Here is a 20,344-nt window from a genome sequence, read left to right as displayed (position 1 = left end):
CGTCGCTGATGTTACAACCAAAGCGTACAAAATTCCGTAAAGTGCACAAAGGCCGCAACCGTGGTCTGGCGCAGGGTACGGATGTTAGCTTCGGCACTTTCGGTCTGAAAGCTGTTGGCCGTGGTCGTCTGACTGCACGTCAGATCGAAGCAGCACGTCGTGCTATGACCCGTGCAGTTAAGCGTCAAGGTAAGATCTGGATCCGTGTATTCCCGGACAAACCGATCACCGAGAAGCCGCTGGAAGTTCGTATGGGTAAAGGTAAAGGTAACGTGGAGTATTGGGTTGCCTTGATTCAGCCGGGTAAAGTCCTGTATGAAATGGACGGTGTTCCGGAAGAGCTGGCCCGTGAAGCCTTCGGCCTGGCAGCAGCGAAACTGCCTATCAAAACCACCTTTGTAACTAAGACGGTGATGTAATGAAAGCAAATGAGCTGCGTGAAAAGAGCGTTGAAGAGCTGAACACCGAGCTGCTTAACCTGCTGCGCGAGCAATTCAACCTGCGTATGCAGGCTGCAAGCGGCCAGCTGCAACAGACTCACCTGCAGAAGCAGGTTCGTCGTGATATTGCACGTGTTAAGACTTTACTGACTCAGAAGGCGGGTGCGTAATGACCGATAAAATCCGTACTCTGCAAGGTCGCGTTGTCAGCGATAAAATGGAGAAATCCATTGTTGTTGCCATCGAACGTGTTGTGAAGCACCCGATCTACGGGAAATTCATCAAACGTACGACCAAACTGCACGTACATGACGAGAACAACGAATGTGGTATCGGCGACGTGGTAATTATCCGCGAATGCCGTCCACTGTCCAAGACTAAGTCCTGGACGCTGGTTCGCGTTGTAGAGAAAGCGGTTCTGTAATAGAGTACGCGTTCTCAAACGAATAAACGGCTCAGAAATGAGCCGTTTATTTTTTCTACCCATATTCTGGAACCGGTGTTATAATGCCGCGCCCCCGATATGGGGTTTTTTAACGGCTCTGAATTTAGGGTCTCAGTAGTAGTTGACATTAGCGGAGCACTAAAATGATCCAAGAACAGACTATGCTGAACGTCGCCGACAACTCCGGTGCGCGTCGCGTAATGTGTATCAAGGTTCTGGGTGGCTCGCACCGTCGCTACGCAGGCGTCGGCGATATCATCAAGATTACCATCAAGGAAGCAATTCCACGTGGTAAGGTGAAAAAAGGCGATGTGCTGAAAGCGGTAGTGGTGCGCACCAAGAAGGGTGTTCGTCGCCCGGACGGTTCTGTCATTCGCTTCGATGGTAATGCATGCGTTATTTTAAACAATAACAGCGAGCAGCCAATCGGCACGCGTATTTTTGGGCCGGTAACTCGTGAACTGCGTAATGAAAAGTTCATGAAAATTATCTCTCTGGCACCAGAAGTACTCTAAGGAGCGAATCATGGCAGCGAAGATCCGTCGTGATGACGAAGTTATCGTGTTAACCGGTAAAGATAAAGGTAAACGCGGTAAAGTAAAAAATGTCCTGTCTTCCGGCAAGGTCATTGTTGAAGGTATCAACCTGGTTAAGAAACATCAGAAGCCGGTTCCGGCCCTGAACCAACCAGGTGGCATTGTTGAGAAAGAAGCTGCGCTTCAGATCTCTAACATTGCACTCTTCAATGCGGCAACCGGCAAGGCTGACCGTGTAGGCTTTAGATTCGAAGACGGCAAAAAAGTCCGTTTCTTCAAATCTAACAGCGAAACTATCAAGTAATTTGGAGTAGTACGATGGCGAAACTGCATGATTACTACAAAGACGAAGTAGTTAAGAAACTCATGACTGAGTTTAACTACAATTCTGTCATGCAAGTCCCTCGGGTCGAGAAGATCACCCTGAACATGGGTGTTGGTGAAGCGATCGCTGATAAGAAACTGCTGGATAATGCAGCAGCTGATTTGACAGCTATCTCCGGTCAAAAGCCGTTGATCACCAAAGCACGCAAATCAGTTGCAGGCTTCAAAATCCGTCAGGGCTATCCGATCGGCTGTAAAGTAACTCTGCGTGGCGAACGCATGTGGGAGTTCCTTGAGCGCCTGATCACTATTGCTGTTCCACGTATTCGTGACTTCCGTGGCTTGTCCGCTAAGTCTTTCGATGGTCGTGGTAACTACAGCATGGGTGTCCGTGAGCAGATCATCTTCCCAGAAATCGACTATGACAAAGTCGACCGCGTTCGTGGTTTGGATATTACCATTACCACTACTGCGAATTCTGATGAAGAAGGCCGTGCTCTGCTGGCTGCCTTTGACTTCCCGTTCCGCAAGTAAGGTAGGGTTACTTAATGGCTAAGCAATCAATGAAAGCACGCGAAGTTAAACGCGTAGCTTTAGCTGAAAAATACTTCGCGAAACGCGCTGAACTGAAAGCGATCATCTCTGATGTAAACGCTTCTGACGAAGATCGTTGGAACGCAGTTCTCAAGCTGCAAAGTCTGCCGCGTGATTCCAGCCCGTCCCGTCAGCGTAACCGCTGCCGCCAGACTGGTCGTCCACATGGTTATGTGGGCAAGTTCGGGTTGAGCCGTATCAAGCTTCGTGAAGCCGCAATGCGCGGTGAAGTACCTGGCTTGAAAAAGGCTAGCTGGTAATTGTCACCAATTGAATCACGGGAGTAAAGACAGATGAGCATGCAAGATCCGATCGCGGATATGCTGACCCGTATCCGTAACGGTCAGGCCGCGAACAAAGCTGCGGTCACCATGCCTTCCTCCAAGCTGAAAGTGGCAATTGCCAACGTGCTGAAGGAAGAAGGTTTTATTGAAGAATTTAAAGTTGAAGGCGACACCAAGCCGGAACTGGAAGTGACTCTTAAGTACTTCCAGGGTAAAGCTGTTGTAGAAAGCATTCAGCGTGTCAGCCGCCCAGGTCTGCGCATCTATAAGAAAAAAGATGAGCTGCCGAAAGTTATGGCGGGTCTGGGTATCGCAGTTATTTCTACCTCTAAAGGTGTTATGACTGATCGTGCAGCGCGCCAAGCTGGTCTTGGTGGCGAAATTATCTGCTACGTAGCCTAATCGGAGGAAAAAATGTCTCGTGTTGCTAAAGCACCGGTCGTTGTTCCTGCCGGCGTTGATGTAAAAATCGACGGTCAGGTTATTACGATCAAAGGTAAAAACGGCGAGCTGACTCGTACTCTCAACGCTGCTGTTGAAGTTAAACATGCTGATAATGCTCTGACCTTCGGTCCACGTGATGGTTTCGTGGATGGTTGGGCTCAGGCTGGTACCGCGCGTGCCCTGCTGAACTCAATGGTTGTCGGTGTTACCGAAGGCTTCACTAAGAAGCTGCAGCTGGTTGGTGTAGGTTATCGTGCAGCGATCAAAGGGAACGCAGTAAACCTGTCTTTAGGTTTCTCGCATCCTGTTGAACATCAGCTGCCAGCAGGTATTACTGCAGAATGTCCGACTCAAACTGAAATCGTGCTGAAAGGCGCTGATAAGCAGGTGATCGGTCAGGTTGCAGCAGATCTGCGCGCCTACCGTCGTCCTGAGCCTTATAAAGGCAAGGGTGTTCGTTACGCCGACGAAGTCGTGCGTACCAAAGAGGCTAAGAAGAAGTAAGGTAACACTATGGATAAGAAATCTGCTCGTATCCGTCGTGCGACCCGCGCACGCCGCAAGCTCCAAGAGCTGGGCGCAACTCGCCTGGTGGTACATCGTACCCCGCGTCATATTTACGCACAGGTAATTGCACCGAACGGTTCTGAAGTTCTGGTAGCTGCTTCTACTGTAGAAAAAGCTATCTCTGAACAACTGAAGTACACCGGTAACAAAGACGCTGCAGCAGCTGTGGGTAAAGCTGTCGCTGAACGCGCTCTGGAAAAAGGCATCAAAGATGTTTCCTTTGACCGTTCCGGGTTCCAATATCATGGTCGTGTCCAGGCACTGGCAGATGCTGCCCGTGAAGCTGGCCTCCAGTTCTAAGGTAGAGGTGTAAGATGGCTCACATCGAAAAACAAGCTGGCGAACTGCAGGAAAAGCTGATCGCGGTTAACCGCGTATCTAAAACCGTTAAAGGTGGTCGTATTTTCTCCTTCACAGCTCTGACTGTAGTTGGTGATGGTAACGGTCGCGTAGGTTTTGGTTACGGTAAAGCGCGTGAAGTTCCAGCAGCGATCCAGAAAGCGATGGAAAAAGCCCGTCGCAATATGATTAACGTCGCGCTGAACCACGGCACCCTGCAACACCCTGTAAAAGGTGTTCACACGGGTTCTCGTGTATTCATGCAGCCGGCTTCTGAAGGTACCGGTATCATCGCCGGTGGTGCAATGCGCGCCGTCCTGGAAGTCGCTGGAGTTCATAACGTTCTGGCTAAAGCGTATGGTTCCACCAACCCGATTAACGTGGTTCGTGCAACTATCGATGGCCTGGAAAATATGAATTCTCCAGAAATGGTCGCTGCCAAGCGTGGTAAATCCGTTGAAGAAATTCTGGGGTAATGACCATGGCAAAGACTATTAAAATTACTCAAACCCGCAGTGCAATCGGTCGTCTGCCGAAACACAAGGCAACGCTGCTTGGCCTGGGTCTGCGTCGTATTGGCCACACCGTAGAACGCGAGGATACTCCCGCTGTTCGTGGTATGGTCAACGCGGTTTCCTACATGGTTAAAGTTGAGGAGTAAGAGATGCGTTTAAATACTCTGTCTCCGGCCGAAGGCTCCAAAAAGGCGGGTAAACGCCTGGGTCGTGGTATCGGTTCTGGTCTCGGTAAAACCGGTGGTCGTGGTCACAAAGGTCAGAACTCTCGTTCTGGCGGTGGCGTACGTCGCGGTTTCGAGGGTGGCCAGATGCCTCTGTACCGTCGTCTGCCGAAGTTCGGTTTCACTTCACGTAAAGCAATGATCACAGCTGAAGTTCGTCTGTCTGATCTGGCTAAAGTAGAAGGCGACGTTGTAGACCTGAACACGCTGAAAGCGGCTAACATTATCGGTATCCAGATCGAATTCGCGAAAGTGATTCTGGCTGGTGAAGTAACTCGTCCGGTAACTGTTAACGGCCTGCGCGTGTCTAAAGGCGCTCGTGCTGCTATCGAAGCTGCTGGCGGTAAAATTGAGGAATAAGTAGCAGAATGGCTAAGCAACCGGGATTAGATTTTCAAAGTGCCAAAGGTGGGTTCGGCGAACTGAAACGCAGACTTCTGTTTGTGATTGGTGCGCTGATTGTGTTCCGTATTGGCTCTTTTATTCCGATCCCTGGTATCGATGCCGCTGTACTTGCCAAACTGCTTGAGCAACAGCGAGGCACCATCATTGAAATGTTTAACATGTTCTCTGGTGGTGCTCTCAGCCGTGCTTCTATCTTTGCTTTGGGTATCATGCCGTACATTTCGGCATCGATCATTATCCAGCTGCTGACGGTGGTTCACCCGACGCTGGCAGAGATTAAGAAGGAAGGGGAATCTGGCCGTCGTAAGATTAGCCAGTACACCCGCTACGGCACTCTGGTGCTGGCGATATTCCAGGCAACCGGTATTGCTACCGGTCTGCCGAATATGCCTGGTATGCAAGGTCTGGTGATTAATCCGGGCTTTGCATTCTACTTCACCGCTGTTGTAAGTCTGGTCACAGGGACTATGTTCCTGATGTGGCTCGGCGAACAGATTACTGAACGTGGTATCGGTAACGGTATCTCGATCATTATCTTCGCCGGTATCGTTGCGGGTCTCCCGCCGGCCATCGCCCATACTATCGAGCAAGCGCGTCAAGGCGACCTGCACTTCCTCCTGTTGCTGTTGGTTGCAGTATTAGTATTTGCAGTGACCTTCTTTGTTGTGTTTGTTGAACGTGGTCAACGCCGCATTGTGGTAAACTACGCGAAACGCCAGCAAGGTCGTCGTGTCTATGCTGCACAGAGCACACATTTACCGCTGAAAGTGAATATGGCGGGGGTAATCCCGGCAATCTTCGCTTCCAGTATTATTCTGTTCCCGGCGACCATCGCGTCATGGTTTGGGGGCGGTACTGGTTGGAACTGGCTGACAACAATTTCGCTGTATTTGCAGCCTGGGCAACCGCTTTATGTGTTACTCTATGCGTCTGCAATCATCTTCTTCTGTTTCTTCTATACGGCGTTGGTTTTCAACCCACGTGAAACAGCAGATAACCTGAAGAAGTCCGGTGCATTCGTACCAGGAATTCGTCCGGGAGAACAAACGGCGAAGTATATCGATAAAGTAATGACCCGCCTGACATTGGTTGGTGCGTTGTACATCACTTTTATCTGCCTGATCCCGGAGTTCATGCGTGATGCAATGAAGGTGCCGTTCTACTTCGGTGGAACATCGTTACTTATCGTTGTTGTCGTGATTATGGACTTTATGGCTCAAGTGCAAACTCTGATGATGTCTAGTCAGTACGAGTCTGCATTGAAGAAGGCGAACCTGAAAGGCTACGGCCGTTAATGGTCGCCTGAGAAGTTACGGAGAGTAAAAATGAAAGTTCGTGCTTCCGTCAAGAAATTATGCCGTAACTGCAAAATCGTTAAGCGTGATGGTGTCATCCGTGTGATTTGCAGTGCCGAGCCGAAGCATAAACAGCGCCAAGGCTGATTATTTCGCATATTTTTCTTGCAAAGTTGGGTTGAGCTGGCTAGATTAGCCAGCCAATCTTTTTGTATGTCTGTACGTATCCATTTGAGTATCCTGAAAACGGGCTTTTCGGCATGGTGCGTACATATTAAATAGTAGGAGTGCATAGTGGCCCGTATAGCAGGCATTAACATTCCTGATCAGAAACATGCCGTGATCGCATTAACTTCGATCTTCGGTGTCGGCAAAACTCGTTCCAAAGCCATCTTGGCGGCGGCGAGCATTGCTGAAGATGTTAAGATCAGTGAGCTGTCTGAAGAACAAATCGACACGCTGCGTGACGAAGTTGCCAAATTTGTCGTTGAAGGTGATCTGCGCCGTGAAATCAGCATGAGCATCAAGCGCCTGATGGATCTTGGTTGCTATCGCGGTTTGCGTCATCGTCGTGGTCTGCCAGTGCGCGGTCAGCGTACGAAGACCAACGCACGTACCCGTAAGGGTCCGCGCAAACCGATCAAGAAATAATCGGGGTGATTGAATAATGGCAAAGGCACCAGTTCGTGCACGTAAGCGTGTAAGAAAACAAGTCTCTGACGGCGTGGCTCATATCCATGCTTCTTTCAACAACACCATCGTTACCATCAGCGATCGCCAAGGTAATGCACTGGGTTGGGCAACAGCCGGTGGTTCCGGTTTCCGTGGTTCACGCAAATCCACTCCGTTTGCAGCTCAGGTTGCAGCAGAGCGTTGCGCTGAAGCCGTAAAAGATTACGGCATCAAGAATCTGGAAGTTATGGTCAAAGGTCCGGGTCCGGGTCGCGAATCTACCATTCGTGCTCTGAACGCCGCTGGTTTCCGCATCACTAATATTACTGATGTGACTCCGATCCCTCATAACGGTTGTCGTCCGCCGAAAAAACGTCGCGTATAACGCCACGTTTTCCAGGTTAGTTGGAGATAGAAAATGGCAAGATATTTGGGTCCTAAGCTCAAGCTGAGCCGTCGTGAGGGCACCGACTTATTCCTTAAGTCTGGCGTTCGCGCGATCGATACCAAGTGTAAAATTGAACAAGCTCCTGGCCAGCACGGTGCGCGTAAACCGCGTCTGTCTGACTATGGTGTGCAGTTGCGTGAAAAGCAAAAAGTTCGCCGTATCTACGGTGTGCTGGAGCGTCAGTTCCGTAACTACTACAAAGAAGCAGCACGTCTGAAAGGCAACACCGGTGAAAACCTGTTGGCTCTGCTGGAAGGTCGTCTGGACAACGTTGTATACCGTATGGGCTTCGGCGCTACTCGTGCTGAATCACGTCAGCTGGTTAGCCACAAAGCTATCATGGTAAACGGTCGTGTTGTTAACATCGCTTCTTATCAGGTTAAAGCGAATGACGTTGTCAGCGTTCGTGAGAAAGCGAAAAAGCAATCTCGCGTGAAAGCCGCTCTTGAGCTGGCTGAGCAGCGTGAAAAGCCAACCTGGCTGGAAGTTGATGCTGGCAAGATGGAAGGTACGTTCAAGCGTCAGCCTGAGCGTTCTGATCTGTCTGCGGACATTAACGAACACCTGATCGTCGAGCTTTACTCCAAGTAAAGCTTAGTACCAAAGAGAGGACACAATGCAGGGTTCTGTGACAGAGTTTCTAAAACCGCGCCTGGTCGATATCGAGCAAGTGAGTTCGACGCACGCCAAGGTGACCCTTGAGCCTTTAGAGCGTGGCTTCGGCCATACTTTGGGTAACGCACTGCGCCGTATTCTGCTCTCATCGATGCCGGGTTGCGCGGTGACCGAGGTTGAGATTGATGGTGTACTTCATGAGTACAGCACCAAAGAAGGCATTCAGGAAGATATCCTTGAAATCCTGCTCAACCTGAAAGGGCTGGCGGTGAGAGTTCAGGGTAAAGATGAAGTTATTCTTACTCTGAATAAATCTGGCATTGGCCCTGTGACCGCAGCCGACATTACCCACGACGGTGATGTCGAAATCGTCAAGCCGCAGCATGTTATCTGCCACCTGACCGATGAGAACGCATCTATCAATATGCGTATCAAAGTTCAGCGCGGTCGTGGTTATGTGCCGGCTTCTGCCCGAATTCATTCGGAAGAAGATGAGCGCCCAATCGGCCGTCTGCTGGTCGACGCCTGCTACAGCCCTGTAGAGCGTATTGCCTACAATGTTGAAGCAGCGCGTGTTGAGCAGCGTACCGACCTGGACAAGCTGGTCATCGAAATGGAAACCAACGGCACAATCGATCCTGAAGAGGCGATTCGTCGTGCGGCAACCATTCTGGCGGAACAACTTGAAGCTTTCGTTGACTTACGTGATGTACGTCAGCCGGAAGTTAAAGAAGAGAAACCAGAGTTCGATCCGATCCTGCTGCGCCCTGTTGACGATCTGGAATTGACTGTCCGCTCTGCTAACTGCCTTAAGGCAGAAGCTATCCACTATATCGGTGATCTGGTACAGCGTACCGAGGTTGAGTTGCTGAAAACGCCGAACCTGGGTAAAAAATCTCTTACCGAGATTAAAGACGTGCTGGCTTCTCGTGGTCTGTCACTGGGCATGCGCCTGGAAAACTGGCCGCCGGCAAGCATTGCTGACGAGTAACCGGATCACAGGTTAAGGTTTTACTGAGAAGGATAAGGTCATGCGCCATCGTAAGAGTGGTCGTCAACTGAACCGCAACAGCAGCCATCGCCAGGCTATGTTCCGCAATATGGCAGGTTCACTGGTTCGTCATGAGATCATCAAGACGACCCTGCCTAAAGCGAAAGAGCTGCGTCGCGTAGTTGAGCCGCTGATTACTCTTGCCAAGACTGATAGCGTTGCTAATCGTCGTCTGGCATTCGCCCGTACTCGTGATAACGAGATCGTGGCAAAACTGTTTAACGAACTGGGCCCGCGTTTCGCGAGCCGTGCCGGTGGTTACACTCGTATTCTGAAGTGTGGCTTCCGTGCAGGCGACAATGCGCCGATGGCATACATCGAGCTCGTTGATCGTTCTGAATCGAAAGCAGAAGCAGCTGCAGAGTAATCTGCAGTGATTTGAAAAAACCCGCTTCGGCGGGTTTTTTTATACCCTCAGAATCTCCATTTCACTACAATAACAGTATCCTTTTTGTTCACCCGGACGCGCATGATGTGTTTACTGGATCAGTGGGCCGAGCGTCACATTCTCGATGCACAAAGCAAAGGCGATTTTGATGCTCTTCCTGGTAGCGGTGAGCCTCTGCTCTTGGATGACGATTTGCATGTTCCGGTGGAATTACGTGCAGGCTATCGCTTGCTGAAAAATGCAGGATGTTTGCCTCCAGAACTGGAACTGCGTAAACAGGCTGTTGAGCTTGCCGATCTTTTAAAAGGGATCCGCGAAGACGATCCTCATTTTACTGAACTCCATCGCCGGCTTACTCTGTTTGAACTCAAACTACGACAGTCTGGAGTTAACACTGATTTTTTACGCGGTGAGTATGCAGATAAGCTACTCAACAAAATAAACGAGGAGTCGTAATGTTCCGTATTGGCGAACTGGCGAAGCTTGCTGGCGTAACACCTGATACCATCCGTTATTACGAAAAGCAGCAGATGATGGATAATCCTGTGCGCACCGAAGGAGGGTTCCGACTTTATACCGACAGTGACCTGCAGCGGTTACGTTTCATTCGCCACGGCAGCCAGTTAGGATTTACGCTTGAGGCGATTCGTGAACTGCTATCCATTCGTGTCGATCCGGAACATCACACCTGTCAGGAATCGAAAGGAATTGTTCAGGCCAGATTGAGCGAAGTTGAAGGCCGAATTGCTCAACTGGAAACCATGCGGCGTTCTTTGCAGCGTCTCAATGACGCTTGTTGTGGAACTGCGCATAGCAGCGTTTATTGTTCAATCCTCGAAGCGCTGGAACAAGGGGCAGAAACGGATAAGACAGGATGTTGATTTCAGAGCAACCTGGGATTACACTCCCGCCGTCTTAAACACAAAATTGGAGAAAATATGAGCCGCTATCAGCACACCAAGGGGCAAATTAAAGATAATGCTATTGAAGCGTTACTTCATGACCCGCTGTTTCGCCAGCGCGTTGAGAAAAGTAAGAAGGGAAAAGGGAGTTTCGAGCGTAAGGGTAAACACGGTAACCGGGGTAATTGGGAGGCCAGTGGCAAGAAAGTGATGCACTTTTTTACCACTGACCTTCTGCTTTCTGTGTCCTGATTAAGAACGCGAATTTTGTTCTTTCAGTAGGTCACGAATTTCACTCAGCAGAACTTCTTCTTTCGTTGGCGCAGGTGCTGCCGCCGGTTCTTCTTTTTTACGATTCAGTTTATTGATCAGTTTGATTGCCATAAAGATGGCAAAGGCCACGATCACGAAATCAAAGATGTTCTGAATGAATATACCGTAGTGCATAACAACGGCTGGAACATCACCCTGCGCGTCGCGCAGCGTCACGGCAAACTGCTTAAAGTCGACCCCGCCAATCACTAATCCCAGCGGGGGCATAATAATATCGGCAACCAGCGACGATACTATTTTACCAAATGCCGCACCAATAATGACACCCACCGCCAAATCAACAACGTTTCCGCGCATCGCGAATTCGCGAAACTCTTTAATAATGCTCATTTTATTCTCCTTGTGCCAGCTGACATTTATAAGTTTAACAAATGTTTAGTCGATTTCCATTACAGATAGGATGTCAGATGGAATAAATAAACCATAAATAATAAATGGTTAATATAAAAGGCGCTCTTTTGAGCACCTTTTATGGTTACAGGAAGAAGGGACTTGGTTGGAATAGTCGCTCGACGTCTGTAATAAACTTTTTATCCGTCAGGAACATAATGACGTGGTCGCCTTGCTCGATGCGTAAATTATCGTTGGCGATCAGCACTTCATTCCCGCGAACCACGGCGCCGATGATTGTGCCGGGCGGAAGCTTAATATCATCAATAACGCGACCGACTACTCGGGATGTGCTTTCATCCCCGTGGGCAACGGCCTCAATGGCTTCCGCTACACCTCGACGAAGGGAGGATACTCCGACAATATCAGCTTTACGTACATGGCTTAGCAGTGCCGAAATGGTCGCTTGTTGAGGAGAAATGGCAATATCAATCACGCTGCCCTGAACCAGGTCGACATATGCCCGGCGTTGGATCAGTACCATGACCTTTTTGGCGCCCATGCGTTTGGCCAGCATGGCCGACATGATGTTCGCTTCGTCATCGTTGGTGACCGCAATGAACAGATCAACTTGATCGATATGCTCCTCAGCCAATAACTCCTGATCTGAAGCATCACCGTAAAACACGATCGTGTTCTGCAGTTTCTCCGCCAACTCGGCTGCGCGTTGTTGATCGCGTTCGATCAGCTTCACGCTATACTCTTTCTCCAGACGGTGCGCCAGCCCGGCCCCGATATTGCCGCCGCCAACAAGCATGATGCGTTTGTATGGTTTTTCCAGTCGCTGGAGTTCACTCATTACTGCACGAATATGCTGTGATGCGGCAATGAAGAAGACTTCATCGCCCGCTTCCACGATGGTTGAACCCTGTGGGCGAATCGGTCTGTCATGACGGAAAATCGCCGCTACGCGGGTGTCGATATGTGGCATATGTTCGCGCATCGTGGAGAGCGCATTCCCGACCAGTGGCCCGCCATAGTAAGCTTTCACTACTGCCAGGCTGACTTTGCCTTCAGCGAAGTTCACGACCTGCAACGCACCCGGATATTCAATCAGGCGGTACATGTTATCAATGACCAGCTGTTCCGGCGCGATCAGGTGATCGATCGGCACTGCCTCTGAATGGAAAAGTTTGTCGGCATCACGAACGTAGTCAGGTGAACGAATACGGGCGATGCGGTTCGGCGTATTAAACAATGAATAGGCAACCTGGCAGGCCACCATATTTGTTTCGTCAGAGCTGGTCACTGCGACCAGCATATCGGCATCATCTGCGCCTGCTTCACGCAAAACGCGAGGATGCGAGCCGTGACCCTGCACAACGCGAAGATCGAACTTATCCTGTAGGCTGCGTAAGCGGTCACCGTTGGTATCCACTACGGTGATATCGTTGTTTTCGCCGACCAGGTTCTCCGCCAACGTGCCACCCACCTGTCCGGCACCCAGTATGATAATTTTCATCAGTCGCGATCCGTTATTTCATCACTGTTTGATTAGCTTAGCGTAAAAGAATCCGTCGCCTTCGTCTGCCGCAGGCAGGTTCTGCACACCCGGACGTTCTACGCTACCGGTTTCGTGGAGCGCAGCATCAGGCGTACGTTTCAGGAACGCGGAAATTTGCTCGCAGTTTTCTTCCGGTAAAATTGAGCAGGTCGCATACACCAGCGTACCACCCGTTTTCAGGTGCGCCCATGTTGCATCCAGAATTTCACTCTGGAGCTGTGCCAGATCAGCAATATCGCGATCGCGGCGTAGCCATTTAATATCCGGATGGCGGCGAATGACCCCCGTTGCCGAGCATGGTGCATCCAGGAGGATACGGTCAAACTGTTGTTCGCCACACCACTGTGATGGATAGCGGCCATCGCCCTGTTTTACGTCGGCTTTCATGCCCAGACGCTTCAGGTTTTCATATACGCGCGACAGGCGCTGTTCGTCAACGTCGACGGCCATCACGCTTGCTTCCGGTGCAACTTCCAGAATATGGGTTGTTTTACCGCCAGGAGCCGCACATAAATCCAGAATGGCCTCTCCGTTTTTTGGCAGCAGGTAGTTCATGCAGCCTTGTGCCGAAGCATCTTGCACCGTAACCCAACCTTCTTCGAAGCCAGGCAGGGCGTGAACCGGAGCCGGTGTTTCCAGGCGCACGGCATCAGGATATGCGTCATGCCCAAAACCTTTCATGCCTGCCTGCTCCAGTAATGCCAGCCATTCATCACGAGAATGATGATTACGGTTTACACGCAGCCACATGGGTGGACGCAGGTTGTTCGCATCAAGAATGGATTGCCACTGTTGTGGATACGCTTTTTTGATGCGTTTAACCAGCCAGGCAGGGTGCAGGAAACGGCTTTCAGTCGCGGCAAACTCTTCGAGCAGCGCTTCTTGATTACGCTGGAACTGGCGCAACACACCATTGATCAGCCCTTTCAGCTGCGGGCGCTTGATGGCGACAGCACCTTCTACCGTTTCAGCAAGCGCTGCATGGGGAGGAATTCGGGTATGCAGCAGCTGATAGAAACCCACCATGATCAGGTAATGCACGGTGCGCTGTTTACCGGTCATCGGGCGTGCCATCAGCTTGTTGACTAGCCAATCGAGCTGGGAGAGCGTGCGCAATACGCCGAAGCTCAGTTCCTGTAGAAGCGCTCTGTCTTTATCTGCCACTTTTTGCTGCATGGCGGGCAGGACATTACTTAACGACTGGCCTTGTTCCAGCACTTGCTCAACGGCAAGGGCTGCCAGACTGCGTAAATTTGTATTTTTTTTCATAAGCGTAAAAATGAAAAGGCCCGGCAATACCGGGCTTGAAGTAAGGGGCCGCTAGGCAAGACGGTTACCGGGAATAAACCACTCCCGGCGCGAATTTAAAAGATCCTGTGCGCTCATGGCTTTCTTCCCTGCTGGTTGTAGCGATTGCAGATTCAGAATGCCATTACCGGTCGCGACTTGGATACCATGCTTATTAGCATCGACAATGGTTCCTGGCGCGGCGTCAGTTTGCGTGTGGATAATGGATGCTTGCCACACTTTGACCGGCTGACCGTCAATCTCCAGCCAGCTCATTGGCCATGGATTAAAGGCACGAATGCAACGCTCAAGCTGCTCCGCGGACAGTGACCAGTCGACGCGTGCTTCTTCTTTACTGAGCTTTTCGGCATGAGTGACCAGAGCTTCATCCTGAACTTCTGGTTTTGTTGTGCCGTTTTCCAGCTGTTTCAGTGTTTCAATCAGGCCCTGTGGCCCCATCTCCGCGAGCTTATCGTACAGCGAACCGCTGGTATCTTCTGCGGTAATAGGGCAGGAGAGTTTATGCAGCATATCGCCGGTATCAAGACCCACATCCATCTGCATGATAGTCACGCCGGTTTCGGCATCGCCTGCCCACAGTGAACGCTGGATAGGTGCTGCACCACGCCAGCGCGGCAGCAGCGAACCATGAACGTTAATGCAGCCCAGACGCGGCATGTCCAGAACCGCTTTCGGCAGGATCAGACCATAGGCAACGACAACCATAACGTCGGCGTTTAAGTCGGCAACGAGCTGCTGGTTTTCCTGAGGACGCAGTGATGCAGGTTGGAAAACCGGTAGACCTTTTTCTTCTGCCAGCACTTTAACCGGGCTTGGCATCAGTTTTTTACCGCGTCCGGCTGGCCTGTCTGGTTGGGTAAAGACGCCTACTACCTGGTGTCCAGATGACAGCAGCGCATCAAGATGACGCGCTGCAAAGTCAGGAGTACCAGCAAAAATAATGCGGAGTGATTCTGACACGTTAATTCTTATCCTTAAGCACGAGCGTTCAGTCGATCCAGTTTCTCAACTTTCTGACGGATGCGCTGTTGTTTCAGCGGGGACAGATAATCGATAAACAGTTTGCCGACCAGATGGTCCATTTCATGCTGAATGCAGATTGCCAGCAGGCCATCGGCTTCTAATTCGTAAGGCTTACCTTCACGATCCAGCGCGCGAATTTTCACTTTCTCAGCGCGCGGAACCAGCGCCCGCTGTTCAGGGATCGACAGGCAGCCTTCTTCGATACCGGTATCGCCGCTTTTTTCCAGCAGCTCTGGGTTGATCAACACCAGCTGCTCTGCACGATCTTCAGACACGTCAATGACAATGATGCGCTGATGGATGTCGACCTGAGTTGCGGCCAGACCAATACCTTCTTCGGCGTACATCGTTTCGAACATATCATCCACGATGCGCTGAATTTCTGCATTTACTTCTTTAACCGGCTCTGCGACTTTGCGAAGGCGCTCGTCCGGAATATGTAACACTTGCAAAACTGACATAATTATCCAGAGTTGTGTTCAGGAGTTGGAAAGTTTATTACCTCTATTCTAGACAAAACCCCCTCTGATTGACAGCATCACTGACCAATCGCAAAGATTGCCAGGACTGCTTGTGGCAAGGGGAAAAGGATGACACCCACAGAAATATGGCTCCGTCTGATGACGGTTAATGGGTTATACGGCGACACGCAGTTCGCGCTGGCGCAACGGTTGATTTCTACAGATTCAATTAATGCCGACGTTTTGCGTGATAATGGATTTTCAGCTAAGCACATCAAGCAATTTTTCTCACTTACCCAGCGCACTCTGGAGGACACTCAGAATTGGTTAACAATCCCTGGGCATTCCCTTCTTTCTGCTGATCACCCTGATTACCCTTCTTCATTACGGGCGATCGTCGACTATCCGGGCATTTTGTTTGTCGCGGGAGATGTAAAGCTATTAGCGTCTACACAAATCGCGATTGTCGGCAGCCGGGATCACTCTTGGTACGGCGAGCGGTGGGGACGCATTTTCAGCGAAGCGCTTGCCAGAAAAGGCATGACGATTACCAGCGGGATGGCGCTCGGTATCGATGGTGTGGCACATCGTGCCGCGCTTGATGCATCCGGGAAAACCATTGCGGTATTGGGCAACGGTCTGTTTCAGTCCTATCCGCGACGACATGCTTCGTTAGCACAACGCATTATTGAAAACGGTGGCGCGCTGGTGAGCGAATTCCCATTGGCACAACTGCCTTTCCCCGCCAATTTCCCACGACGAAATCGGATTATTAGCGGGCTTAGTAGTGGGGTCCTGGTGGTGGAAGCGGCGATAAAAAGTGGGTCTCTCGTCACGGCCAGAACCGCGCTGGAGCAGGGCCGGGACGTTTATGCCGTTCCAGGGCCCTTAGGCAGCCCCGGATCTGAAGGACCACACTGGTTAATTAAGCAGGGCGCGATACCCGTGACGTCAGTAGAGGACATCTTGGAAAATTTGCAATATAGGGGACATCCGTTGCCAGATGAGGCTGAAAAATCAAATTATTCCCCGGATACGGAGCTTGCAGCATTGCCATTTCCAGAGCTCCTGGCTAACGTAGGAGATGAGGTAACACCTGTTGACGTTGTCGCTGAACGTGCCGGCCAACCTGTGCCAGTGACGGTAGCCCAACTACTCGAACTGGAGTTAGCAGGATGGATCGCAGCTGTACCCGGCGGCTATGTCCGATTAAGGAGGGCATGCCATGTTCGACGTACTGATGTATTTGTTTGAGACTTACATCCATAACGAAGCAGAGATGCGGGTGGATCAGGATAAGCTGACGCAGGATCTTACTGATGCCGGTTTTGATCGTGAAGATATCTACAACGCACTGCTGTGGTTGGAAAAGTTGGCTGACTATCAGGAAGGGCTCACTGAGCCAATGCAGCTCGCTTCAGATCCACTCTCTGTTCGTATTTATACCGCAGATGAGTGCCAACGGCTGGATGCCAGTTGCCGGGGATTCTTGTTATTCCTGGAGCAGATTCAGGTGCTAAACCTCGAAACGCGTGAAATGGTAATCGAACGCGTCATGGCGCTGGATGCCACAGAGTTTGAGTTGGAAGATTTGAAGTGGGTGATTCTGATGGTGCTGTTTAACATCCCGGGCTGTGAAAATGCCTATCAGCAGATGGAAGAATTACTCTTCGAAGTAAATGAAGGTATGCTGCACTAATTCAATTGTGCAGCGACAAGAGTTGTTATGGCCAAATCAGCACTGTTTACGGTGCCTAAACACGAGCCCTGCCCACAGTGCGGGGCCGAACTGGTTATCCGAAGCGGTAAACACGGGCCGTTTCTCGGCTGTTCTCATTATCCGGAATGCGATTACGTCCGTCCCCTGAAAAGTCAGGCGGACGGACATATAGTCAAAGTTCTGGAAGGACAGCTGTGTCCAGCTTGCGGAGCAGAACTGGTGCTTCGGCAGGGACGCTTTGGTATGTTTATCGGTTGCAGCCAGTATCCGGCCTGCGAGCATACGGAACTCATCGACAAGCCTGATGATACCGCTATCGCTTGCCCGCAGTGTAACAATGGGCATCTGGTTCAGCGGCGTTCCCGCTATGGTAAGACCTTCCATTCCTGCGATCGCTATCCCGAATGCCAATTTGTCCTTAACTTCAAACCGGTAGTGGGCGAATGCCCCGAGTGCCATTACCCACTGCTTATCGAAAAGAAAACGGCGCAGGGCGTTAAGCTCTTTTGTGCCAGTAAACAATGTGGAAAGCCGGTATCGGCGGAACAAATCAGTGAACAGTAACCTGCATCAAGAAAGCGTTTTGAAAGCTATCGAAGCGCTCAATAATAAAGAAGTCATCGCTTATCCCACTGAGGCTGTGTTTGGCGTGGGGTGTGATCCTGATAGTGAAACCGCTGTCATGCGTTTGCTTGAGCTCAAGCAGCGCCCTATGGAAAAAGGCCTCATCCTGATTGCCGCGAATTTTGAACAGCTCACGCCTTATATCGACGATTCCGTATTGTCGGATGCGCAGCGTGAGGTGGTGTTCTCTCGCTGGCCAGGCCCGGTCACTTTTGTTTTCCCAGCCCAGGCTTCTACCCCGCGCTGGCTAACCGGGCGTTTCGATACGCTTGCCGTACGCGTGACCGACCATCCGCTGGTGGTGGAATTGTGTCAGGCCTATGGCAAACCGTTGGTATCGACGAGCGCGAATCTCACCGGGCAGGAACCTTGCCGAACCGTCGCAGAAGTTGTCACTCAATTTGGTGACGCCTTTCCGGTAGTAAAAGGAGAGACGGGCGGACGGATGAATCCTTCTGAAATTCGTGACGCCCTGACGGGCGAACTTTTCCGCCAGGGGTAATTGTATGGAACGGTACGCAGTATTCGGCAATCCCATCGCGCACAGCAAATCGCCCTTCATTCATCAGCGATTCGCCCAGCAGCTTAATATTGAGCATCCTTATGGTCGGGTGCTTGCCCCACGTGAAGCTTTTAATGAAACGTTGGATGCATTTTTGGCAGCAGGCGGTAAAGGCTGCAATGTGACGGTTCCTTTTAAAGAAGAGGCGTTTGCACGTGCGGATGAACTGACAGAACGGGCTGCGCTGGCTGGAGCCGTTAATACCCTGAAGCATCTCGAAGACGGGCGACTGCTGGGTGATAACACTGACGGGATCGGTTTGCTGAGTGACCTTGAACGTCTGGCCTTCATCAAGCCGGGTTATCGTATTCTATTGATTGGTGCGGGCGGCGCAGCGCGGGGCGTATTGTTACCACTGCTGTCGCTAGACTGTGCGGTGACGGTAACGAACCGGACATTTGCCCGAGCTCAGGAGCTGGCTACGCTCTTTGCGCATACCGGCAGTGTAAAAGCGCTGGCGATGGATGCGCTTGCCGACCAAAAATTCGATTTGATAATCAATGCTACTTCCAGCGGTATTGGCGGTGAAACCCCTGCAATCCCTACCGCGATTATCAATATAGATGTGCATTGCTACGACATGTTCTATCAGAAAGGAAGCACGCCTTTTCTGAACTGGTGCGAACAGCATGGCGCAAAACAGAATGCCGATGGTCTGGGCATGCTGGTGGCCCAGGCGGCACATGCCGTATTGCTGTGGCATGGCGTTATGCCGGAAATAACACCTGTGATCGACGAACTGAAAAAGGAACTCGCTCTGTGAATCAGGCGATCCTGTTTCCTGACCGTGAGACCTGGGATGAGGTGCGGCTGTGCATTTGCTTCCCGGCTCTGGTCGGTGGGTTCCAGCTGAACTGCGCTTTATCAACTGAATCACTGGCGTACCGCTTTGGTGGCGATGCGCCAGAGGTATGGCTGGAAAGCTTTCGACAGAATCGCTGGGATCTGGAGGAAGAAGCCGAACAGGCTATCCGCGATCAGCAGGAAGACAATCAGGGGTGGGTCTGGCTTTCCTGATCGAGATATTCATCTTTCCATTTCACATAGTTGTTAGCGGAATACTTCAATCCCTCTCGTTCCGCTTCTGTTAATGGGCGGATTTGTTTGACCGGACTGCCGAGATACAGAAAACCGCTTTCAAGACGTTTGTTTTGTGGCACCAGGCTTCCGGCCCCTATCATTACATCATCTTCTATTATTACACCGTCCAGCAGAATCGATCCCATCCCGACCAATACCCGATTGCCAATCGTGCAGCCGTGCAGCATGACTTTGTGCCCTACGGTGACGTCCTCGCCGACGATCAAGGGATTGCCTTCCGGTTTATAGGAGGATTTGTGCGTGACGTGTAGGACGCTGCCGTCCTGAATATTGCTGCGGGCGCCAATAGCCACATAGTTCACATCACCGCGAATAACGACCAATGGCCAGATGCCCACATCGTCAGCGAGGCGTACATCTCCGATCACTACGCTGGTGGGGTCGATCATTACGCGGGAACCGATCTTGGGATGTAATGCTTTATAAGGGCGAATATTTGCCGACATGTTTACCTCTTTCAAAAGGGAGCAGGTGATTTTTAGACATTATCGGCTTTCTATGAGGCTTTAACACCTCAAAAAATAGTCAGATCGGACGGGATCTCAGCAAAAAGAATGAAAAAACAGCGGTCGGAAAAAAGATCGCAAAAAAGGGTTGTGCAAAAAAATGGGATCCCTATAATGCGCCTCCATCGACACGGAACATGTGAACAACTTCACAGTGTACCGGCGGCGATGAGAGTTAAAAATCCTGAAATTAAGGGTTGACTCTGAAAGAGGAAAGCGTAATATACGCCACCTCGAGTTAGCAAGCGAAAGCGCGTAACTCACTGCTCTTTAACAATTTATCAGACAATCTGTGTGGGCACTCAAAGTGACATGGATTCTTAA

Annotated in this window: 35 protein-coding genes; 29 read left to right on the top strand and 6 right to left on the bottom strand. The window is 50.8% G+C overall.

The window, feature by feature from the left end; translation table 11 throughout:
- The first annotated feature begins 8 nt into the window (after positions 1-8).
- From rplP to MUU47_RS12965, 23 genes are all read left to right on the top strand, one after another.
- Positions 9-419 carry a 50S ribosomal protein L16 gene (gene rplP, locus MUU47_RS13075; RefSeq protein ID WP_002919759.1) on the top strand — a complete coding sequence of 137 codons (411 nt, stop codon included), beginning with the start codon at positions 9-11 and terminating at the stop codon, positions 417-419.
- Complete coding sequence (gene rpmC / locus MUU47_RS13070; protein ID WP_110512463.1) at positions 419-610, top strand: 50S ribosomal protein L29; 192 nt, start codon at positions 419-421, stop codon at positions 608-610. The genes rplP and rpmC overlap by 1 nt, the downstream gene beginning before the upstream one ends.
- Positions 610-864, top strand: a complete 255-nt coding sequence (gene rpsQ / locus MUU47_RS13065; RefSeq protein WP_110512464.1) for a 30S ribosomal protein S17 — start codon at positions 610-612, stop codon at positions 862-864. The genes rpmC and rpsQ overlap by 1 nt, the downstream gene beginning before the upstream one ends.
- Before the next feature lie 164 nt (positions 865-1,028).
- Positions 1,029-1,400, top strand: coding sequence for a 50S ribosomal protein L14 (gene rplN / locus MUU47_RS13060; protein WP_000613954.1), 372 nt, complete (start codon positions 1,029-1,031; stop codon positions 1,398-1,400).
- A gap of 10 nt (positions 1,401-1,410) precedes the next feature.
- Positions 1,411-1,725 carry a 50S ribosomal protein L24 gene (gene rplX, locus MUU47_RS13055; RefSeq protein WP_110512465.1) on the top strand — a complete coding sequence of 105 codons (315 nt, stop codon included), beginning with the start codon at positions 1,411-1,413 and terminating at the stop codon, positions 1,723-1,725.
- 14 nt (positions 1,726-1,739) lie between these two features.
- Positions 1,740-2,279 carry a 50S ribosomal protein L5 gene (gene rplE, locus MUU47_RS13050; protein ID WP_097165000.1) on the top strand — a complete coding sequence of 180 codons (540 nt, stop codon included), beginning with the start codon at positions 1,740-1,742 and terminating at the stop codon, positions 2,277-2,279.
- Between the two features lie 14 nt (positions 2,280-2,293).
- The gene (rpsN, locus tag MUU47_RS13045; protein ID WP_074780832.1) at positions 2,294-2,599 is read left to right on the top strand and encodes a 30S ribosomal protein S14; all 306 of its coding nucleotides are present in this window, start codon (positions 2,294-2,296) and stop codon (positions 2,597-2,599) included.
- A gap of 33 nt (positions 2,600-2,632) precedes the next feature.
- Positions 2,633-3,025: a 30S ribosomal protein S8 gene (rpsH, locus tag MUU47_RS13040; RefSeq protein WP_097165001.1), complete on the top strand. Its 393-nt coding sequence runs from the start codon at positions 2,633-2,635 to the stop codon at positions 3,023-3,025.
- Between the two features lie 12 nt (positions 3,026-3,037).
- Positions 3,038-3,571, top strand: coding sequence for a 50S ribosomal protein L6 (gene rplF, locus MUU47_RS13035; RefSeq protein WP_110512467.1), 534 nt, complete (start codon positions 3,038-3,040; stop codon positions 3,569-3,571).
- A gap of 9 nt (positions 3,572-3,580) precedes the next feature.
- Positions 3,581-3,934, top strand: a complete 354-nt coding sequence (gene rplR, locus MUU47_RS13030) for a 50S ribosomal protein L18 (RefSeq protein WP_006817270.1) — start codon at positions 3,581-3,583, stop codon at positions 3,932-3,934.
- A 14-nt stretch (positions 3,935-3,948) separates the two neighbouring features.
- A complete protein-coding gene (gene rpsE / locus MUU47_RS13025; protein ID WP_002438697.1) occupies positions 3,949-4,449 on the top strand; it encodes a 30S ribosomal protein S5 in 501 nt (166 codons plus the stop codon).
- 5 nt (positions 4,450-4,454) lie between these two features.
- Positions 4,455-4,634, top strand: coding sequence for a 50S ribosomal protein L30 (gene rpmD, locus MUU47_RS13020; RefSeq protein WP_004846568.1), 180 nt, complete (start codon positions 4,455-4,457; stop codon positions 4,632-4,634).
- 3 nt (positions 4,635-4,637) lie between these two features.
- Positions 4,638-5,072: a 50S ribosomal protein L15 gene (gene rplO / locus MUU47_RS13015; protein ID WP_110512468.1), complete on the top strand. Its 435-nt coding sequence runs from the start codon at positions 4,638-4,640 to the stop codon at positions 5,070-5,072.
- A gap of 8 nt (positions 5,073-5,080) precedes the next feature.
- On the top strand, positions 5,081-6,412 hold the full coding sequence (secY, locus tag MUU47_RS13010; protein ID WP_110512469.1) for a preprotein translocase subunit SecY: 1,332 nt from the start codon (positions 5,081-5,083) through the stop codon (positions 6,410-6,412).
- Positions 6,413-6,442: 30 nt separating this feature from the next.
- A complete protein-coding gene (rpmJ, locus tag MUU47_RS13005) occupies positions 6,443-6,559 on the top strand; it encodes a 50S ribosomal protein L36 (RefSeq protein WP_000868187.1) in 117 nt (38 codons plus the stop codon).
- Positions 6,560-6,706: 147 nt separating this feature from the next.
- Entirely contained in the window at positions 6,707-7,063 is a 357-nt protein-coding gene (gene rpsM / locus MUU47_RS13000) for a 30S ribosomal protein S13 (protein WP_258988614.1), read from the top strand.
- Positions 7,064-7,079: 16 nt separating this feature from the next.
- A complete protein-coding gene (gene rpsK, locus MUU47_RS12995) occupies positions 7,080-7,469 on the top strand; it encodes a 30S ribosomal protein S11 (protein ID WP_043081126.1) in 390 nt (129 codons plus the stop codon).
- Positions 7,470-7,502: 33 nt separating this feature from the next.
- On the top strand, positions 7,503-8,123 hold the full coding sequence (rpsD, locus tag MUU47_RS12990; protein WP_097165007.1) for a 30S ribosomal protein S4: 621 nt from the start codon (positions 7,503-7,505) through the stop codon (positions 8,121-8,123).
- Between the two features lie 25 nt (positions 8,124-8,148).
- On the top strand, positions 8,149-9,138 hold the full coding sequence (locus tag MUU47_RS12985) for a DNA-directed RNA polymerase subunit alpha (RefSeq protein WP_110512470.1): 990 nt from the start codon (positions 8,149-8,151) through the stop codon (positions 9,136-9,138).
- A gap of 40 nt (positions 9,139-9,178) precedes the next feature.
- Complete coding sequence (gene rplQ, locus MUU47_RS12980; protein ID WP_001216372.1) at positions 9,179-9,565, top strand: 50S ribosomal protein L17; 387 nt, start codon at positions 9,179-9,181, stop codon at positions 9,563-9,565.
- A 105-nt stretch (positions 9,566-9,670) separates the two neighbouring features.
- Positions 9,671-10,042, top strand: a complete 372-nt coding sequence (locus MUU47_RS12975) for a DnaJ family domain-containing protein (RefSeq protein ID WP_258988967.1) — start codon at positions 9,671-9,673, stop codon at positions 10,040-10,042.
- On the top strand, positions 10,042-10,467 hold the full coding sequence (zntR, locus tag MUU47_RS12970) for a Zn(2+)-responsive transcriptional regulator (RefSeq protein ID WP_258988613.1): 426 nt from the start codon (positions 10,042-10,044) through the stop codon (positions 10,465-10,467). The genes MUU47_RS12975 and zntR overlap by 1 nt, the downstream gene beginning before the upstream one ends.
- A gap of 57 nt (positions 10,468-10,524) precedes the next feature.
- The gene (locus MUU47_RS12965; protein WP_258988612.1) at positions 10,525-10,740 is read left to right on the top strand and encodes an alternative ribosome-rescue factor A; all 216 of its coding nucleotides are present in this window, start codon (positions 10,525-10,527) and stop codon (positions 10,738-10,740) included.
- On the opposite strand, the gene mscL is transcribed toward MUU47_RS12965, so the two are convergent.
- The 5 genes from mscL to def form a co-directional block, all read right to left on the bottom strand.
- A complete protein-coding gene (gene mscL / locus MUU47_RS12960) occupies positions 10,741-11,151 on the bottom strand; it encodes a large-conductance mechanosensitive channel protein MscL (protein WP_258988611.1) in 411 nt (136 codons plus the stop codon).
- A gap of 145 nt (positions 11,152-11,296) precedes the next feature.
- The gene (gene trkA, locus MUU47_RS12955; protein WP_110512475.1) at positions 11,297-12,673 is read right to left on the bottom strand and encodes a Trk system potassium transporter TrkA; all 1,377 of its coding nucleotides are present in this window, start codon (positions 12,671-12,673) and stop codon (positions 11,297-11,299) included.
- 21 nt (positions 12,674-12,694) lie between these two features.
- A complete protein-coding gene (gene rsmB, locus MUU47_RS12950; protein ID WP_258988610.1) occupies positions 12,695-13,984 on the bottom strand; it encodes a 16S rRNA (cytosine(967)-C(5))-methyltransferase RsmB in 1,290 nt (429 codons plus the stop codon).
- A gap of 51 nt (positions 13,985-14,035) precedes the next feature.
- Positions 14,036-14,983, bottom strand: a complete 948-nt coding sequence (fmt, locus tag MUU47_RS12945; protein WP_258988609.1) for a methionyl-tRNA formyltransferase — start codon at positions 14,981-14,983, stop codon at positions 14,036-14,038.
- A 14-nt stretch (positions 14,984-14,997) separates the two neighbouring features.
- Positions 14,998-15,507: a peptide deformylase gene (def, locus tag MUU47_RS12940; protein WP_159762021.1), complete on the bottom strand. Its 510-nt coding sequence runs from the start codon at positions 15,505-15,507 to the stop codon at positions 14,998-15,000.
- Between the two features lie 129 nt (positions 15,508-15,636).
- Between def and dprA the strand changes: the two genes are divergently transcribed.
- The 6 genes from dprA to MUU47_RS12910 are packed head-to-tail and all read left to right on the top strand — an operon-like array spanning position 15,637 to position 19,430.
- Positions 15,637-16,761, top strand: coding sequence for a DNA-protecting protein DprA (dprA, locus tag MUU47_RS12935; protein ID WP_258988608.1), 1,125 nt, complete (start codon positions 15,637-15,639; stop codon positions 16,759-16,761).
- Complete coding sequence (gene smg, locus MUU47_RS12930) at positions 16,733-17,206, top strand: DUF494 family protein Smg (RefSeq protein ID WP_110512480.1); 474 nt, start codon at positions 16,733-16,735, stop codon at positions 17,204-17,206. Before dprA ends, smg begins: the two co-directional genes overlap by 29 nt.
- Positions 17,207-17,233: 27 nt before the next feature.
- On the top strand, positions 17,234-17,791 hold the full coding sequence (locus MUU47_RS12925) for a DNA topoisomerase family protein (RefSeq protein WP_258988606.1): 558 nt from the start codon (positions 17,234-17,236) through the stop codon (positions 17,789-17,791).
- Complete coding sequence (tsaC, locus tag MUU47_RS12920) at positions 17,781-18,353, top strand: L-threonylcarbamoyladenylate synthase type 1 TsaC (RefSeq protein ID WP_258988605.1); 573 nt, start codon at positions 17,781-17,783, stop codon at positions 18,351-18,353. Before MUU47_RS12925 ends, tsaC begins: the two co-directional genes overlap by 11 nt.
- A gap of 4 nt (positions 18,354-18,357) precedes the next feature.
- Positions 18,358-19,176, top strand: a complete 819-nt coding sequence (gene aroE, locus MUU47_RS12915; protein WP_258988604.1) for a shikimate dehydrogenase — start codon at positions 18,358-18,360, stop codon at positions 19,174-19,176.
- Positions 19,173-19,430 carry a DUF1488 family protein gene (locus MUU47_RS12910; RefSeq protein WP_258988603.1) on the top strand — a complete coding sequence of 86 codons (258 nt, stop codon included), beginning with the start codon at positions 19,173-19,175 and terminating at the stop codon, positions 19,428-19,430. Before aroE ends, MUU47_RS12910 begins: the two co-directional genes overlap by 4 nt.
- Here the strand turns inward: MUU47_RS12910 and MUU47_RS12905 are convergent.
- The gene (locus MUU47_RS12905; RefSeq protein ID WP_258988602.1) at positions 19,406-19,960 is read right to left on the bottom strand and encodes a gamma carbonic anhydrase family protein; all 555 of its coding nucleotides are present in this window, start codon (positions 19,958-19,960) and stop codon (positions 19,406-19,408) included. The two genes, MUU47_RS12910 and MUU47_RS12905, sit on opposite strands and share 25 nt — an antisense overlap.
- Positions 19,961-20,344 lie beyond the last annotated feature (384 nt).

Source organism: Scandinavium hiltneri, assembly GCF_024764835.1.
Taxonomy (GTDB): Bacteria; Pseudomonadota; Gammaproteobacteria; order Enterobacterales; family Enterobacteriaceae; genus Scandinavium; species Scandinavium hiltneri.
This window is presented reverse-complemented; position numbering and strand designations above follow the sequence as displayed.

What these genes read in the sequence shown, in the direction of transcription:
- rpsE (WP_002438697.1), top strand. Translation starts at nt 3,949, where the DNA reads ATGGCTCACATCGAAAAACAAGCTGGCGAACTGCAGGAAAAGCTGATC.
- aroE (WP_258988604.1), top strand. Translation starts at nt 18,358, where the DNA reads ATGGAACGGTACGCAGTATTCGGCAATCCCATCGCGCACAGCAAATCG.
- rpsD (WP_097165007.1), top strand. Translation starts at nt 7,503, where the DNA reads ATGGCAAGATATTTGGGTCCTAAGCTCAAGCTGAGCCGTCGTGAGGGC.
- rpmC (WP_110512463.1), top strand. Translation starts at nt 419, where the DNA reads ATGAAAGCAAATGAGCTGCGTGAAAAGAGCGTTGAAGAGCTGAACACC.
- MUU47_RS12925 (WP_258988606.1), top strand. Translation starts at nt 17,234, where the DNA reads ATGGCCAAATCAGCACTGTTTACGGTGCCTAAACACGAGCCCTGCCCA.
- zntR (WP_258988613.1), top strand. Translation starts at nt 10,042, where the DNA reads ATGTTCCGTATTGGCGAACTGGCGAAGCTTGCTGGCGTAACACCTGAT.
- trkA (WP_110512475.1), bottom strand. Translation starts at nt 12,673, where the DNA reads ATGAAAATTATCATACTGGGTGCCGGACAGGTGGGTGGCACGTTGGCG.
- def (WP_159762021.1), bottom strand. Translation starts at nt 15,507, where the DNA reads ATGTCAGTTTTGCAAGTGTTACATATTCCGGACGAGCGCCTTCGCAAA.
- rpsN (WP_074780832.1), top strand. Translation starts at nt 2,294, where the DNA reads ATGGCTAAGCAATCAATGAAAGCACGCGAAGTTAAACGCGTAGCTTTA.
- rpsQ (WP_110512464.1), top strand. Translation starts at nt 610, where the DNA reads ATGACCGATAAAATCCGTACTCTGCAAGGTCGCGTTGTCAGCGATAAA.
- rpmD (WP_004846568.1), top strand. Translation starts at nt 4,455, where the DNA reads ATGGCAAAGACTATTAAAATTACTCAAACCCGCAGTGCAATCGGTCGT.
- mscL (WP_258988611.1), bottom strand. Translation starts at nt 11,151, where the DNA reads ATGAGCATTATTAAAGAGTTTCGCGAATTCGCGATGCGCGGAAACGTT.
- rpsH (WP_097165001.1), top strand. Translation starts at nt 2,633, where the DNA reads ATGAGCATGCAAGATCCGATCGCGGATATGCTGACCCGTATCCGTAAC.
- rplE (WP_097165000.1), top strand. Translation starts at nt 1,740, where the DNA reads ATGGCGAAACTGCATGATTACTACAAAGACGAAGTAGTTAAGAAACTC.
- MUU47_RS12905 (WP_258988602.1), bottom strand. Translation starts at nt 19,960, where the DNA reads ATGTCGGCAAATATTCGCCCTTATAAAGCATTACATCCCAAGATCGGT.
- MUU47_RS12985 (WP_110512470.1), top strand. Translation starts at nt 8,149, where the DNA reads ATGCAGGGTTCTGTGACAGAGTTTCTAAAACCGCGCCTGGTCGATATC.
- rplR (WP_006817270.1), top strand. Translation starts at nt 3,581, where the DNA reads ATGGATAAGAAATCTGCTCGTATCCGTCGTGCGACCCGCGCACGCCGC.
- rpsK (WP_043081126.1), top strand. Translation starts at nt 7,080, where the DNA reads ATGGCAAAGGCACCAGTTCGTGCACGTAAGCGTGTAAGAAAACAAGTC.
- rplQ (WP_001216372.1), top strand. Translation starts at nt 9,179, where the DNA reads ATGCGCCATCGTAAGAGTGGTCGTCAACTGAACCGCAACAGCAGCCAT.
- rplP (WP_002919759.1), top strand. Translation starts at nt 9, where the DNA reads ATGTTACAACCAAAGCGTACAAAATTCCGTAAAGTGCACAAAGGCCGC.
- rplO (WP_110512468.1), top strand. Translation starts at nt 4,638, where the DNA reads ATGCGTTTAAATACTCTGTCTCCGGCCGAAGGCTCCAAAAAGGCGGGT.
- rplN (WP_000613954.1), top strand. Translation starts at nt 1,029, where the DNA reads ATGATCCAAGAACAGACTATGCTGAACGTCGCCGACAACTCCGGTGCG.
- dprA (WP_258988608.1), top strand. Translation starts at nt 15,637, where the DNA reads ATGACACCCACAGAAATATGGCTCCGTCTGATGACGGTTAATGGGTTA.
- rplF (WP_110512467.1), top strand. Translation starts at nt 3,038, where the DNA reads ATGTCTCGTGTTGCTAAAGCACCGGTCGTTGTTCCTGCCGGCGTTGAT.
- rpmJ (WP_000868187.1), top strand. Translation starts at nt 6,443, where the DNA reads ATGAAAGTTCGTGCTTCCGTCAAGAAATTATGCCGTAACTGCAAAATC.
- rsmB (WP_258988610.1), bottom strand. Translation starts at nt 13,984, where the DNA reads ATGAAAAAAAATACAAATTTACGCAGTCTGGCAGCCCTTGCCGTTGAG.
- smg (WP_110512480.1), top strand. Translation starts at nt 16,733, where the DNA reads ATGTTCGACGTACTGATGTATTTGTTTGAGACTTACATCCATAACGAA.
- MUU47_RS12965 (WP_258988612.1), top strand. Translation starts at nt 10,525, where the DNA reads ATGAGCCGCTATCAGCACACCAAGGGGCAAATTAAAGATAATGCTATT.
- secY (WP_110512469.1), top strand. Translation starts at nt 5,081, where the DNA reads ATGGCTAAGCAACCGGGATTAGATTTTCAAAGTGCCAAAGGTGGGTTC.
- MUU47_RS12975 (WP_258988967.1), top strand. Translation starts at nt 9,671, where the DNA reads ATGTGTTTACTGGATCAGTGGGCCGAGCGTCACATTCTCGATGCACAA.
- rplX (WP_110512465.1), top strand. Translation starts at nt 1,411, where the DNA reads ATGGCAGCGAAGATCCGTCGTGATGACGAAGTTATCGTGTTAACCGGT.